This window comes from Stenotrophomonas sp. GD03877 (assembly GCF_029840555.1).
Classification (GTDB): Bacteria; Pseudomonadota; Gammaproteobacteria; order Xanthomonadales; family Xanthomonadaceae; genus Stenotrophomonas; species Stenotrophomonas geniculata.
The window spans coordinates 64,177-79,110 of sequence record NZ_JAOCCT010000003.1 but is presented as its reverse complement, the minus strand read 5'-3'; the positions used below and the strand labels follow the sequence as shown (position 1 = coordinate 79,110).

The 14,934-nt window shown below is 66.3% G+C and carries 11 protein-coding genes; 8 read left to right on the top strand and 3 right to left on the bottom strand.

Features of this window, described 5'->3' with window-relative positions; all coding sequences use genetic code 11:
- The first annotated feature begins 71 nt into the window (after nucleotides 1-71).
- The 8 genes from murJ to N5D20_RS02765 all read left to right on the top strand — a co-directional run bounded on the left by murJ (nucleotide 72) and on the right by N5D20_RS02765 (nucleotide 10,298).
- Entirely contained in the window at nucleotides 72-1,676 is a 1,605-nt protein-coding gene (gene murJ, locus N5D20_RS02800; RefSeq protein WP_279914563.1) for a murein biosynthesis integral membrane protein MurJ, read from the top strand.
- A 75-nt stretch (nucleotides 1,677-1,751) separates the two neighbouring features.
- Nucleotides 1,752-2,699 carry a bifunctional riboflavin kinase/FAD synthetase gene (locus N5D20_RS02795; RefSeq protein ID WP_010483316.1) on the top strand — a complete coding sequence of 316 codons (948 nt, stop codon included), beginning with the start codon at nucleotides 1,752-1,754 and terminating at the stop codon, nucleotides 2,697-2,699.
- Nucleotides 2,696-5,527, top strand: a complete 2,832-nt coding sequence (gene ileS, locus N5D20_RS02790; protein WP_279914562.1) for an isoleucine--tRNA ligase — start codon at nucleotides 2,696-2,698, stop codon at nucleotides 5,525-5,527. The genes N5D20_RS02795 and ileS overlap by 4 nt, the downstream gene beginning before the upstream one ends.
- Entirely contained in the window at nucleotides 5,527-6,051 is a 525-nt protein-coding gene (lspA, locus tag N5D20_RS02785) for a signal peptidase II (protein WP_010483311.1), read from the top strand. The genes ileS and lspA overlap by 1 nt, the downstream gene beginning before the upstream one ends.
- A gap of 27 nt (nucleotides 6,052-6,078) precedes the next feature.
- Nucleotides 6,079-7,029, top strand: a complete 951-nt coding sequence (gene ispH, locus N5D20_RS02780; RefSeq protein WP_019337505.1) for a 4-hydroxy-3-methylbut-2-enyl diphosphate reductase — start codon at nucleotides 6,079-6,081, stop codon at nucleotides 7,027-7,029.
- Between the two features lie 181 nt (nucleotides 7,030-7,210).
- Entirely contained in the window at nucleotides 7,211-9,094 is a 1,884-nt protein-coding gene (locus N5D20_RS02775) for a M61 family metallopeptidase (RefSeq protein ID WP_019337506.1), read from the top strand.
- On the top strand, nucleotides 9,091-9,768 hold the full coding sequence (locus N5D20_RS02770) for a lysoplasmalogenase (RefSeq protein WP_279914560.1): 678 nt from the start codon (nucleotides 9,091-9,093) through the stop codon (nucleotides 9,766-9,768). Before N5D20_RS02775 ends, N5D20_RS02770 begins: the two co-directional genes overlap by 4 nt.
- Nucleotides 9,769-9,791: 23 nt before the next feature.
- On the top strand, nucleotides 9,792-10,298 hold the full coding sequence (locus N5D20_RS02765) for a hypothetical protein (RefSeq protein ID WP_019337508.1): 507 nt from the start codon (nucleotides 9,792-9,794) through the stop codon (nucleotides 10,296-10,298).
- A 116-nt stretch (nucleotides 10,299-10,414) separates the two neighbouring features.
- Here the strand turns inward: N5D20_RS02765 and N5D20_RS02760 are convergent, their stop codons facing one another.
- The 3 genes from N5D20_RS02760 to N5D20_RS02750 are packed head-to-tail and all read right to left on the bottom strand — an operon-like array spanning nucleotide 10,415 to nucleotide 14,932.
- Nucleotides 10,415-11,134 carry a hypothetical protein gene (locus N5D20_RS02760; protein WP_262102445.1) on the bottom strand — a complete coding sequence of 240 codons (720 nt, stop codon included), beginning with the start codon at nucleotides 11,132-11,134 and terminating at the stop codon, nucleotides 10,415-10,417.
- Complete coding sequence (locus N5D20_RS02755) at nucleotides 11,131-12,087, bottom strand: hypothetical protein (RefSeq protein WP_019337510.1); 957 nt, start codon at nucleotides 12,085-12,087, stop codon at nucleotides 11,131-11,133. The genes N5D20_RS02760 and N5D20_RS02755 overlap by 4 nt, the downstream gene beginning before the upstream one ends.
- 46 nt (nucleotides 12,088-12,133) lie before the next feature.
- Nucleotides 12,134-14,932: a TonB-dependent receptor gene (locus N5D20_RS02750; RefSeq protein ID WP_071305673.1), complete on the bottom strand. Its 2,799-nt coding sequence runs from the start codon at nucleotides 14,930-14,932 to the stop codon at nucleotides 12,134-12,136.
- Nucleotides 14,933-14,934: the final 2 nt, after the last annotated feature.

The window sequence follows — 14,934 nt, the reverse complement described above, 5'->3', positions numbered from 1 at the left end:
GCTAGTATGATGGCCCGAGAAATGCACGTCAAGTCGATTGTCAAGAGGGACGCTGAGTGAGTTCACCGAAGATGTTGCGAGGCCTGCTGTCGTTCAGCAGCATGACCATGGTCTCGCGGGTGCTCGGACTTGTCCGGGACCAGGTGATCACCACCACGTTCGGCACCAATGCGGTCACCGATGCGTTCTGGGTTGCCTTCAGGGTACCCAATTTCCTGCGCCGGTTGTTCGCCGAAGGCTCTTTCGCCACCGCTTTCGTGCCGGTGTTCACGGAAGTGAAGGAAACCCGCAGCCACGCCGAACTGCGTGAGTTGATGGCCCGCACCGCCGGTACCCTGGGTGGGGTGCTGATGCTGGTCACCGCCGTGGCGCTGATCTTCGCACCGCAGCTGGCCTCGGTCTTCTCAAGCGGCGTTGATACCGACCCGGTGAAGCAGGGCCTGCTGATCGACCTGTTCCGCCTGACCTTCCCGTTCCTGTTGTTCGTCTCGCTCACCGCGCTGGCCGGCGGCGCGCTGAACAGCTTCCAGCGCTTCGCGATGCCGGCGCTCACCCCGGTCATCCTCAACCTGTGCATGATCGCCGGTGCGCTGTGGCTGGCCCCGCGGCTGGGCGGCACTCCAGAGAAGCAGATCCTGGCACTGGGCTGGGCGGTACTGGCCGCCGGTATCCTGCAGCTGCTGTTCCAGCTGCCCTCGCTGAATGGCATCAACCTGCTGACCCTGCCGCGCTGGGGCTGGAGCCACCCGGGCGTGCGCAAGGTGATGACGCTGATGGTGCCGACCCTGTTCGGCTCGTCGGTGGCGCAGATCAACCTGCTGCTGGACACCGTCATCGCGGCCAAGCTGACCGATGGCTCGCAGTCCTGGCTGTCGCTGGCCGACCGCTTCCTGGAGCTGCCGCTGGGCGTGTTCGGCGTGGCGCTGGGCACGGTGATCCTGCCGGCGCTGGCCCGCCACCACGTGAGTACTGACCGCGAGGGCTTCTCGCGCTCGCTGGACTGGGGCCTGCGCATGACCCTGCTGATCTCGGTGCCGGCCATGCTGGGCCTGCTGCTGCTGGCCGAGCCGCTGATCGCGACCATCTTCCAGCACGGCCAGTTCAGTGCCTTCGATACCCGCATGACCGCGTTGTCGGTGTACGGCCTGAGCTTCGGCCTGCCGGCATTCGCCCTGCTGAAGGTGGTACTGCCGGCTTTCTACGCCCGCCAGGACACCAAAACGCCAGTGCGCGCCGGTGTCGCCGCGCTGGTGGCCAACATGGTGTTCAACTTCGCCCTGCTGGCGGTGCTGTACCAGGTGATGGTGCCGGACGAGCTGAAGGCGCAGGGCGTGATGGCGGCCATCGGCAAGCAGCCGGGCCTGCACCTGGCGCTGGGCATTGCCAGTGCGCTGTCCAGTTACCTGAACCTGGGCCTGCTCTGGTACTGGCTGGGCAAGACCGATGTCTACCGCCGCCGGCCGGGCTGGGCTGGCTATCTGCTGCGGCTGCTGCTGGCCTGCGCGGCCATGGTCGGGGTGCTGCTGGCCCTGCTGCACTGGCTGCCAGGCTTCTCGGCGATGACTGTGTGGGAGCGGATCGGCGCCCTGGCGCTGCTGGTCGGTGGCGGTGGCGCGACCTACGCGGTTGCCATGGTGGCGATGGGCTTCCGCCCGCGCGACCTGCGTGGGCATTGATCGTGCGCCGTGACGGCTATACTTCAGGGTTACACCATTGAAGCGGCGGCCCCGGTCGGGCCGGAACGAGAGTTGATGAGCAGGCTGTTCAGAAGCGTCGAGGGCGGGGAGCTGTTCCCGAACGGAAGCGTGGTCTGTATCGGTGCATTCGACGGCCTCCACCTGGGTCATCGTGCGCTGGTCCGCCACGCGGTTGCCCGCGCGCGCGCCTTGGGCGTGGCCGCGGTGGCCGTGGCGTTCGAGCCGCTGCCGCGTGAATTCTTCGCCCAGGGCACGCCGCCGCCGCGGCTGACCCTGGCCCGCAGCAAGGTCGAGATCCTGCGCGAGCTCGGTGTCGATGCGATCGGCCTGCTGCGTTTCGACGCGGCAATGGCGGCGATGCCGGCCGAGACCTTCGTGCACCAGCTGCTTGTCAATCGCCTGAGTGCGCGTGAGGTCTGGATCGGGCCGGAGTTCTGCTTCGGCAACCGCCGTCGCGGCGACCTGGCCCTGCTGCAGAAGATGGGCGCCGAACTGGGCTTCACCGCGGGTGAAATCGAAGCGGTCGACCTGCATGGCGAGCGCATCTCCAGCACCCGCATCCGCCAGCTGCTGCAGGAGGGCGACTTCGCCCGCGCCAACGATCTGCTGGGCCGACCGTACGCGATCAGCGGCCGGGTGGTGCGCGGGCGCCAGCTCGGCCGTACGCTGGGCTTCCCCACCGCCAACCTGCGTTTCCCGAAGACCCCTGCGCTGTCGGGCATCTACGCGACCTGGGTGCACGGCGTGTTCGACCAGCCGTGGCCGTCGGTGTCCAGCTTCGGCACGCGGCCGACGGTGGAGGGCGTGGAGCCGCTGCTGGAAGCCCACCTGTTCGATTTCCAGGGCGACCTGTACGGTCGACACATCGAAGTGGAATTCGTCGCCAAGCTGCGCGACGAAGAGAAATTCAATGATCTGGCGGCCCTGACCGACCAGATGCACCGCGACGCCGAACAGGCGCGCGCCATCCTTTCCGAACATAGATTGCGAGCCACTGCGTGAGCCAGGACTACAAGACCACCCTGAACCTGCCAGCCACCGAATTCCCGATGCGCGGCGACCTGCCCAAGCGCGAGCCGGGCATTCTGGCGCAGTGGGAAGCGCAGGGGCTCTACCAGCAGCTGCGCGACAACGCCGCCGGCCGCCCGCTGTTCGTGCTGCACGATGGCCCGCCGTACGCCAACGGCCGCATCCACCTCGGCCACGCGGTCAACAAGATCCTGAAGGACATCATCGTCAAGTCGCGCTACCTGGCCGGCTTCGATGCGCCCTACGTGCCGGGCTGGGACTGCCATGGCCTGCCGATCGAGATCGCGGTCGAAAAGAAGTGGGGCAAGGTCGGCACCAAGCTCGACGCCGTTGAATTCCGCCAGAAGTGCCGCGAGTTCGCCGAAGAGCAGATCAACATCCAGCGCGTGGACTTCAAGCGCCTGGGTGTGACCGGCGACTGGGACAACCCGTACAAGACCCTGAGCTTCGACTTCGAAGCCAACGAGATCCGTGCGCTGGCCAAGGTCGTGGCCAATGGCCACCTGGTCCGCGGCGCCAAGCCGGTGTACTGGTGCTTCGACTGTGGCTCGGCGCTGGCCGAGGCCGAGATCGAGTACCAGGAAAAGGAATCGCCGGCGATCGACGTGGCCTATGCCGCGCGTGATGCGCAGGCCATCGGCCAGGCGTTCGGCGTGAGCGTGCCGGCCGACGTCGAAGTGGCGGTGCCGATCTGGACCACCACCCCGTGGACGCTGCCGGCCTCGCTGGCGGTATCACTTGGTGCGGAGATCAACTACGTCCTGGCCGAAGGCCCGGCGCACAACGGCAAGCGCCGTTGGCTGGTGCTGGCTGCCGCGCTGGCCGAGCGCGCACTGCAGCGCTACGGCGTGGACGAAGTGGTGCTGCACGGTGAAACCACCGGCGCGGCGCTTGAAAACCAGCTCCTGGCGCATCCGTTCTACCCGGACCGCGGGATCCTGGTGCTCAACGGCGACCATGTGTCCGACGAGGACGGTACCGGTGCGGTGCATACCGCCCCCGGCCATGGCCAGGAAGACTTCGTGGTCAGCCAGAAGTACGGCCTGCTGGACAAGTACAACGCCGGCCAGGTGACCCCGATCGACGGCCGTGGCGTGTACCTGGAATCGACCCCGCCGGCCGGTGACGTGGTGCTGGCTGGCCAGCACCTGTGGAAGGCGCAGGAGGCCATCGTCGGCGTGCTGCGCGACAACGGTTCGCTGCTGGCGTTCCATCCGATCCGCCACAGCTACCCGCACTGCTGGCGCCACAAGACGCCGGTGGTGTTCCGCGCCACTCCGCAGTGGTTCATCTCGATGGACAAGGCCAACCTGCGCAACGATGCGCTGGCCGCCATCGACACCGTCGGCTGGTTCCCGACCTGGGGCAAGGCGCGCATCCAGAGCATGGTCGACGGTCGTCCGGACTGGACCATCTCGCGCCAGCGCACCTGGGGTGTGCCGATCGCACTGTTCACCCATCGCCAGACCGGCGAGATCCACCCGCGTTCGGTGGAACTGATGCAGCAGGTCGCCGACCGCGTCGAAGCCGAGGGCATCGACGTGTGGTATTCGCTGGATGCTGCCGAACTGCTGGGTGCCGAAGCGGCCGACTACGAGAAGGTCACCGACATCCTCGACGTCTGGTTCGATTCGGGCGTGACTCATGAGGGCGTGCTCGCCGCGCGTGGCTTCGGCAAGCCGGCCGATCTGTACCTGGAAGGTTCCGACCAGCACCGTGGCTGGTTCCAGTCTTCGCTGCTGACCGGCGTGGCCATCGACAAGCGCGCCCCGTACAAGCAGTGCCTGACCCACGGCTTCACCGTGGACGAGCACGGCCGCAAGATGTCCAAGTCGCTGGGCAACGGCATCGAGCCGCAGGACATCATGAACAAGCTGGGCGCGGACATTCTGCGCCTGTGGATCGCCTCGGCCGACTACAGCAACGAGATGTCGCTGTCGCAGGAGATCCTCAAGCGTAACGCCGACGCCTACCGTCGCCTGCGCAACACCGCACGCTTCCTGCTCGGCAACCTGGACGGTTTCGATCCGGCCCAGCACCTGCAGCCGCTGGATCAGATGGTCGCGCTGGACCGTTGGATCGTGCATCGCGCGTGGGAGCTGCAGGAGAAGATCAAGGCGGCCTACGACGGCTACAACATGGCCGAGATCGTGCAGCTGCTGCTGAACTTCTGCAGCGTGGACCTGGGCTCGCTGTACCTGGATGTGACCAAGGACCGCCTGTACACGATGCCGACCGATTCGCACGGTCGCCGTTCGGCGCAGAGCGCGATGTACCACATCGCCGAAGCGTTCACCCGCTGGGTCGCACCGATCCTGACCTTCACCGCCGACGAGCTGTGGGGCTACCTGCCGGGCGAGCACGCCGGCCACGTGCTGTTCACCACCTGGTACGACGGCCTGGCGCCGCTGCCGGCCGATGCGCAGCTCAACGCCGCCGATTTCGACCAGCTGCTGGCTGTGCGCGAGCAGGTGGCCAAGGTGCTGGAACCGATGCGCGCCAACGGTGCCATCGGTGCCGCGCTGGAAGCGGAAATCACCATCGCCGCCAGCGAAGAGCAGGCCGCGCGCTGGCAGCCGCTGGCCGATGAACTGCGTTTCCTGTTCATCAGTGGTGACGTGCAGGTGCGTCCGGCGACCACCGACGAGGTGTTCGTCAGCGCCCAGCCGACCACCAAGGCCAAGTGCGTGCGTTGCTGGCACCACCGCGCCGACGTCGGCAGCAATGCCGATCATCCGGAGCTGTGCGGTCGCTGCGTGAGCAACATCACCGGTGCCGGTGAAGTGCGGAGCTGGTTCTGATGGCCGCGCCCCGTCCACATCCGAACGCCCTGGTCTGGCTGCTGCTGTCGGCAGCCATCATCGGCCTGGACCAGTGGTCCAAGGCCTGGGTCCTGTCGAGCCTGCCGGAGTTCCAGCCGGTGGTGGTCATCGACGGCTTCTGGAACTGGTACCGCACCTACAACACCGGTGCGGCGTTCAGTTTCCTGAGCGACGCCGGTGGCTGGCAGAAGCACTTCTTCACCGTGCTGGCGATCGTCATCAGCGGCCTGATGGCCTGGTGGCTGCGCGGCACCGCCCGTGGCAACTGGAAGGCGGCCGTGCCGTATGCGCTGATCATCGGCGGCGCGATCGGCAACGTGATCGACCGCCAGGTGCATGGTCATGTGGTCGATTTCATCCAGTGGTACGTGGGCAGCTACACGTGGCCCTCGTTCAACATTGCCGATTCGGCCATCGTGGTCGGTGCCATCGGCATCGCCCTGTTTGGCCTGTTCGACGGCAAGTCCGCCAAAAAGGCGGATAATGCCAATCCGAAACCGTAAGCCGGCCGCTGCCGGGAGATTGAACTGATGGATGTGCTGCTCGCCAACCCGCGTGGTTTCTGTGCCGGTGTCGATCGTGCGATCGAGATCGTCAAGCGCGCGATCGAAACGCTGGGCGCGCCCATCTACGTCCGCCATGAAGTGGTGCACAACCGCTTCGTGGTCGACGACCTGAAGCAGCGCGGCGCGATCTTCGTCGAAGAACTCGATGAAGTGCCGGACAACAACACGGTCATCTTCAGCGCCCACGGCGTGTCCCAGGCGGTGCGCCAGGAAGCCGAACGCCGTGGCCTGAAGGTGTTCGACGCCACCTGCCCGCTGGTGACCAAGGTCCACTTCGAAGTCGCCCGTCACTGCCGTGCCGGCCGTGACGTGGTGCTGATCGGCCACGCCGGTCACCCGGAAGTGGAGGGCACCATGGGCCAGTGGAACCGCGAAGCCGGCACCGGCCAGATCTACCTGGTGGAGGACGTGGAGCAGGTTGCCACGCTGCACATCAACCAGCCGGAAAACTTCGCCTACACCACCCAGACCACGCTGTCGGTGGACGACACGCGCGGCATCATCGATGCATTGCGCGAGCGGTTCCCGGCGATGCAGGGCCCGAAGAACGACGACATCTGCTACGCCACGCAGAACCGCCAGGACGCTGTGCGCGACCTGGCCAAGCGTTGCGACCTGGTGCTGGTGGTCGGTTCGCCGAACAGTTCCAACTCCAACCGCTTGAGCGAGCTGGCCCGCCGCGAAGGCGTGGAGTCGTACCTGATCGACGGTGCGCACGAGATCGACCCGGCATGGGTGGCAGGCAAGCAGCACATCGGCGTGACCGCAGGTGCCTCGGCGCCGCAGGTGCTGGTCGATGGCGTGCTGGCGCGCCTGGCCGAGCTGGGCGCCAGCGGCGTGGGCGAGCTGGACGGCGAACCGGAATCGATGGTGTTCGCGCTGCCGAAGGAACTGCGCCTGCGCCTGGTCGACTGACCGGGAAGCGCCTCATCCACGCATGGCGTGGATCTACTGAAACTGCTCTGGTGGGTGCGAACCTTGCTTCGCACGCTTTTTGGCATGCGTGGATGAGCGGCCCGCCCATGACCTTTGGCCATGGGGCGGGGCACTTTACAGGCCTAGCATCGGAAGATTCTCCGTTGTTGGAAGTTGCCCGATGAAGACCCGAGCCTTGGCGATGTCGTTGCTGTTCGCGCTGGCGGCCACGCCTGCACTGGCGCAGACCTCGCCACCGGCGAACGCGGCGGCTGCCGGCCTGCTGCGCATCGAGGTCGACGCGCGCGATCTGGCCCGTCGCATCTTCAAGGTGACCGCCACGGTGCCGGCCAAACCCGGCCCGATGACCCTGCTGTACCCGCAGTGGATTCCCGGCAACCATTCGCCCACCGGCCCGATCGATAAATTGGCCGGCCTGCGCGTGACCGCCAACGGCAGGCCGCTGGCCTGGCAGCGCGATCAGTACAACGTCTATGCGTTCAAGGTGAACGTGCCGGAGGGCGCCAGCGAGATCGTCGCCCACTTCGATTTCCTGTCTTCGCAGGGTGGCAGCCAGGGGCGGGTGGTGATGACTCCGGAGATGCTCAACCTGCAGTGGAACGCCAACTCGCTGTATCCGGCCGGCGTCGATGCGCGCCAGCTGCAGGCGCAGGCCAGCGTGACCTTGCCCAAGGGCTGGTCATTCGCCACTGCGCTGGAAACCGCGCGCCGCGACGGCGACACCGTGGTGTTCAAGCCGATCTCCTACGATCACCTGGTCGATTCGCCGCTGTTTGCCGGCGAGCACTATCAGCGCATTGATCTCGATCCGGGCGCGAAGGTACCGGTGCACCTCAATGTGTTTGCCGACGACGCCAAGTCGCTGAAGCCGAGCGAGGCGCAGATCATGATGCACCGCGCGCTGGTGCAGCAGGCCGACAAGCTCTACGGTGCGCGCCACTACAACCACTATGAGTTCCTGCTGGCATTGACCGACCGCCTCGGTGGCATCGGCCTGGAGCATCACCGTTCCAGCGAGAACAGTGCCGATCCGGGCTACTTCACCGAGTGGGACAGCAACGCGTGGATGCGTGACCTGCTGCCGCACGAGTACACCCATTCCTGGAACGGCAAGTACCGTCGCGGCGCCGACCTGGCCACCGCCAACTTCAACGTGCCCATGGGCGACAGCCTGCTGTGGGTGTACGAAGGGCAGACCCAGTTCTGGGGGCAGGTGCTGGCAGCACGCTCGGGGTTGTGGTCGGCTGCGCAGGCGCGCGACATGCTGGCCAATGTGGCCGCGACCTATGACCGTGGCCGCCCGGGCCTGGCCTGGCGTCCGCTGCAGGACACCACCAATGACCCGACCATCGCCCAGCGTCGCACGCTGCCGTATCGCAACTATCAGATGAGCGAGGACTACTACTCCGGCGGCCAGATGCTGTGGCTGGAAGTGGAGGGCAAGCTGCGCGAACTGAGCGGCAACCGCCGCAGCCTGGACGACTTCGCGCGCGCCTTTTTCGGCGTCGGCAATGGCGACTGGGACGTCAATCCGTACACCTTCAATGACGTGGTCGCGACCTTGAACGGCATCGCGCCGTACGACTGGGCCACGTTCCTGCGCGGGCGCCTGGACGGCCACGGTTCGTTGACTGGCGGCCTGGAGCTGGCGGGTTGGAAGCTGGTCTACCGCGATACCCCGAACGATGCCTACAAGGCGCAGGAGAAGCGCGCGAAGGCGGCGCTGCTGGCGTACTCGCTGGGTGCGACCGTGCTCGACAACGGCACGGTCGGTGATGTGATCTGGGACAGCCCGGCCTTCAACGCCGGTCTTGCACCTGGCATGAAGGTGATCGCGGTGGGCGGGCGCGAGTACAGCAGCCAGCGCTTGAAGGACGCGGTGGCTGCGGCAGCGAAGGACAAGGCGCCGATCATGTTGCTGGTGAAGCAGTTCGACCGCATTGAAACCATGAGCATCGCTTACCACGGTGGCCTGCAGTACCCGGTGCTGGAGCGCATCACCGGCAAGCCCGACCGCCTTGCAGATCTGTGGAAGGCGCGATGAAATCGCGCGCCCGCGATGGCGTGGTCCTGTTGATGGCGATCCTCGCCATCGTCGGCGCGTTCCTGCACGGCGATGGGCGATGGCTGCACTGGCTGGCCAAGCCCGCGACCACGCTGCTGATCGCGGCCATCGCCTGCCGTGTGCATGATCCGGCGCAGCCGTTCTACCGCCGTGCGGTGCTGGCCGGCATGCTGCTTTCGTGCGTGGGCGACATCGCGCTGATGCTGCCGATGGATGCGTTCGTGCCGGGACTGGTCGCGTTCCTGCTGGCGCATGTCTGCTACATCGTCGCCTTCCGCGATGGCCTGCGTGCCGGGCGTGGGCTGCTGGCCGCCAGCGTCCTGCTGGCGGCCTTTGCCGTACTCAATGTGCTTGGCCTGTGGCCGCACCTGCCGGTGCCGATGCGTGTGCCGGTGCTGGCATACGTGGTGGTGCTGGCATCGATGGCAGCGCTGGCCCTGGCACGGCAGTGGCGCAGCCCGCAGCCCGATGCCGTGGACGCCCGAAGCGCCCGCTGGGCCGCGGCAGGTGCATTGCTGTTCGTGGCCAGCGATTCCCTGCTGGCCTGGGACCGCTTCGCCGGTGGCCTGCCGTTGGCCAGCCTGCTGGTGTTGTCCACGTACTACGGCGCGCAGTACGCCATAGCCCGTTCAGTTTTTCCTGGTCATCGCTAGCCTGGCCTCGTTATGATTTTCTGATGGCTAGGGGAATCAACGCGCTGTTTGCAGTTATCGATGCCATCCGGGCGGAGTGGTCAAAGCCTCGGGTCGCCATGCATCAGCATGGGGCGTGTCCTTTCCTGCTTCGATCCTTCTTCGTAGAACGTGGTGCTGCAATATCAGAAGACCGGCGATTACAGGGCTGCCCAGCGCAGTTGCTCGCATTCTGGAAGGTGTACGCTTCGGCGGAATTGTTCAAGGACGAGCAATTCGGTCAATGGGGCATGGAGATGCTCAGCGTCGAGGATGCACACGTTCAGACGACCTTCCTCGCTGGTTCGCGTCCGTTGGATTTCCGGAGCGGCGATGTCGTATTTGGCCGCTTCTACGGCGATTCAGATCTACTGGTGATGAACGCCTTTGGTACGGTGCTGGTCTGCCTGCCTTTGGACGAGCGAAAAGATTGGCCTGAAGCATCGGACTCGCTTGCAGGCTTCCTATCCCGGCTGCATGAAACCCAAGGTTCCAAGTACTGGGAGTTGTGATCCATCGAGGCTATCCGCATTGGCTGCCGGCTGGTTCAAGTCTTCTCGTCAGCGAACAAATGGCCTTGCTCTACCTGCTGGAGTAACGGCTGCCAGAGCTGGATGGGTCGCGTTGCCTACTGACGGCTTACGCCGCGGGCGTTGCCCTGTGCGTCGAACTGCAGCCGCACGGATTCGCGATCACCGGCCACTTCGTCCGGCAGCCATACCAGTTTGCCGGCTTTGCGCACGATCACGTAGACATGGCCGACTTCGGATGCGGGGTTCTGCAGCGCATTGCGCTGTTCCTGCAGCGCTTTGGCCACGCGTGGCACGGCATCGAAATCAACGTTGGCCAGAGGCGTGCTGCTGCGCTGCAAGCTGATGGTCGGCGCGAACTGCTGCGGGTTCACCGGATTGCCCTTGCGCCACTGGCCACGTTCAAAGTGATAGCTGTCGACGTGGCCCGGCTGTTGCGGATCGATCAGATCCAGGTTGATGCGGCCATCGTCGTAGAAGTGGATGCTGTGGAAGACCGTCAGCCGCTGGCCGGCCAGTGCCGGCAGCTGCTCCAGTGCCTGACGGGCAGCCAGCAGGTAGTCCGCATCGAACAGGCGATTGTTGCGCTCGGGCGCCGCAGCGGTACTCGCCGCGGGGAAGGGCGCCGGGGACGGCACAAGCGATACGGGTTGTTCGCGCTGTGACTGAGACGGGACGGAGGGTGGCAACCGGTCCGGCTGTACCGAATGCCCCAGCGTTTCGCTGATGGTCTGCACTGCGCCGCCGGCAATGGCCGCGCCCGCCAGAACCAGCAGCAGTATCAGGAACACCGTGCGGGTGGAGGGAGGCTGCTTCATATTCCCTCCAGCCGCACGTTGCTGCGGTCATCCGGGTCGTACAGCAGCGTCACGTGCTCGCGCGGGATGTTGGCCAGTTCAATCAGCGGGATGAAGCGGCGCACGCGGGCCTGCTGTACGTTGCCTTCGCGGTCGATGTATTCCAGCTGGAACTCCACCTGTGGTTGTTCGTTGAGGTAGGTGCCGGTCTGACGGACCTTCAATACCCGGGCCTCCACGCCGATGCCGCGATACTTCAGCGCATCACCGCGGGCATCGGCGTGCAGCAGGCGGCCGAGCAGGCGCAGCCCCAGCGCATAGCCACACAGCACCAGCGGGCATACCAGCAGCGGGTGACCGAACGACAGGAAGGTCCAGCCCAGCCCCTCGTTCTGCAGCCGGTAGGCCAACACATAGGCAGCGGCAACGGCTGCGATGCCGAGTGCTGCACCGATGCCACGCCGCCACAGGCTGGCAACATTCAGTTCGGGCTGGGCGCCGTCCAGCACGATGTTGGGGAATGCCCCGGGCGTCCGGCCCAGGCGCGCATCGATGTGCCTGCCCACCTCGAAGCGATGCAGCTGGGGTTTGCTGTCGACCACCAGCATCTGTTCGCGGATCGGCGTACCTGACAGGTTCTTGAAGGACAACTGAAGTTCCCACTGCGCGAAGCCGCGCACCTGTACGCCGGTCTGTTCGGCCTGTTCGATCAGCGCACTGCGCGGTTCACCGTCGGCCAGGATCGACTGCACCCGGTGCAGTGCGCGCGGTGGCCCCAGCAACAGGTAGTGCAGGAAGGCGAACAGCAGCGTCAGCCACAAGGCCAGCGACAGTGCGAGCAGCAACAGTGCCGGCCACGGCGCGCTGCGGTCGACCAACGCCACCGGCCACGAAGTGCCGAAATAGAGAATGCAGGGAAAAGGCAACGCGAAGAACAGCAGGAACGCGCCCCAGAACCAGAGATAGGCTTTCATGGGGGAAGGGGACCGCGGTGGAACAGGGCGCGTAGATTACTACGCTTCAGCGGAACTGCAGGGTAAGCAGGTAGTAGCGGCCGAGCGGATCGTCCAGGCCCGGCATCTGTCCGCCATTGCCGACCAGATAGTTCACCGGTTGCGCATCGAGTACGTTGTGCACATCCAGCGCTGCAACGAGGCGCGGCCCCAGCCGACGTGCGAGGTGCAGGTTCCAGCGCAGCTGGCGTGGATTCATGCACTGGTTCCGATCGACCTGATCCTGCGGGCACTCGGCCCCGGGCAGCCAGGCACGGGTGCGCCCGACCTGGTTGCCGCGCAGGGCGATGTCCCAGTTGCTGTTCTGCCATTGCACGTTCAACACCGCAGCCAGCTCGGGTGTCACGTGGCCGCGCAGGTCCACGGCGGCCTCGTGGTCACGGCGGCGGCGCAGCTCCTGCTGTTTCAGCGCATCGAGCGAAAACAACCACTGGCCGTTGCTGCCGCTGTCGATGCGGTACTCGCCACGCAGCACCCAGTTGCGGGAGGTGGTGCGGCCGATGTTGTCGAACGACAGGCGCAGGCTGCTCAGGTGGCCGTCTTCATCCAGTTCCCAGGTACTACGATTCCACACCGCATCGCTGGGCTGCAGGGCGAGGATCTCGTTGCGCAGTTCCACGATGTTGTGGGTCAGCGACAGCGAGAACGTGTCGTTGGGTGTCCACGTGGCTGCCAGCGAATGGCTGCGCGATCGCTCGGCCTTCAGTGCATCGTTCTCTACGACGTTGGCCGTGACGCTGCAGCCGCCACCGCGGGTGGCGATTGCACATTCCGGAAGGGCATTGGACACCGGAAGCGTGATCGAGCCGAAGTAGCCGGGAGGCCGCCGTTGCTCGAACAGGCTCGGTGCACGGTAACCGCGCCCGCTGGCCAGCAGGAACGACCAGTGCGGCGTCGGGCTCCAGCGCAGCCCGGCACGAGGCGAGAACGCCATGAAGCCGCCGTCGCGGTCCCAGCGTGCAGCCAGGTCCGCGCGCAGCGTGGGTGCCAGCGGCAGGCCCAGCTCGGTATAGACGCCACTGCTTTGTCGCGACAGGCGGCGTTGCTGCTGCGGCAGGCCCAGCGCAAGGTCGCCCTGGCTCAGCAGCACATCCGGACGCGAGACCCAGCGTTCATGGCGCAGGTCGATGCCGGTGGCCAGCTGCGCATTGCCCCCGGGCATTGCCATCAGTTCACGCTGCACACCCCACCAGCCCTGCCATTGTGCGGTGCTGCCGCGGTTGCGGATGGACGGAAACAGCGTGTCCGCCTCGGCCGCCGGCGGCGCGTCGAAACCGGGGGTGAACCTGCGCGCCTGCGTTGCTTCAAGCAGGCGCGTCGTGCGCACGGTGCCGGCAGTGGACAAGGTGACTTCGCTGCGCTGCGCGCTGATGCCCGCCTCCCAGCTGCGCCGGCCCTGGTCACGGCCGATGCCGAGGGTGACGTCCGCATCGGTGGCGCGGACGCTGGGGCGCACGTTGCCGGCCTCGCGCAGCACACTGTTGAAGGTGATTCCGCGCGAGACTACGGCAACGGCAGTCGGGCCCAGGTCGAAGCGCTGACGGTTGTGACTGGCCCGTGCCTCGACATAGGCATAGCGTCCCTCGCCACGTTCATGCCGGTAGTGCAGGTAGGCCGACGCGGTATCCGAGGCGGGCTGCAGCGAACGCGGGCGCGCGCTGTCAAACCAGCAGCCATCCTCGCGCCGCTTCAGGGGCGGCTCGCAGCGTCGGGCGGGCACGTACCAGTTGCCGAAGATCGCGCCGATCGGATACAGCGAGGTTTCCGCATGCCAGTCACGCTGGTCACCGGCGACATGCTCGACACGGTGCAGATCCAGGCCGGCAAACCAGCGGTCCCCATTGCCACGCGCGCCGCCCGTGGCGGCCTGCAGGCGGTACTGGCCCGCATCGCCGCGGCTGCTGAGTCCGGTCTGCAGCATGGCTTCGGGCCCATCGGCCTGGTCGCGCAGGATGATGTTGACCACGCCGGACATGGCATCGGCCCCATAGATGGCCGAGGCACCGCCGCGTACCAGTTCGATGCGGTCGACGAAGCTCAGCGGAATGCCGCCGAGGTCGGTGAGCCCGCCCTGTTCCAGCGACACCATGGGATAACGCGGCAGGCGCCGGCCGTTGACCAGGAACAGCGTCGCCCGCGGGCCCATCCCGTCCAGGCTGGTGGTGGCCGCTGCACCCACCGGCAGGTACTGCGAATCGCCGCCGCGCGAGGTACTCATGGCGGGATGGCCGTTCATGCCGGGCAGGTGCCGCAGCAGGTCGAACAGATTGCCGTAGCCACTGCGCAGGATGTCGTCGCGATCGATGGTGGTGACCGGCAGTGTGGTCTGCACCGAAGAGCGCGGCAGCCGGCTGCCGGTGACGTGGATGGGTGCCAGTTCCACCTGGTGTGGCGTGTCGGCGGACCTGGGAGCCGGGTGCGGCAGGCGCGGGGCTGCGACCGCTTTCGGTGGCGTGGCAGGTGGCTCGGGATGGACACGTCGCACGACAAAGGCACCCGAGGACGTGCGCAGGATGTTCACCGGCAGGCCGGCGACCAGCAGCTTCAGGGAGGCCCCGGTATCGCGTTGGCCACGTGTGCCAGTGGTGCGCAGATCATCCAGTTCACGTGCGTCGAACAGCAGGGCGGTGCCACTCTGCCGGGCCCATTGCTGCAGTGCCGGCACCAGTGGGCCCGCGCCCACGTCGATCTCCAGCGTGCCGGCGGGCTCGCCGGCATCGGCCATCGGTAGTGCGGCAACACCCAGTGCAAGGCATAGCAGGGCGCGGAGCAGCCCCCACTGCAGCGCACCCGGACCTGCCGTCACTG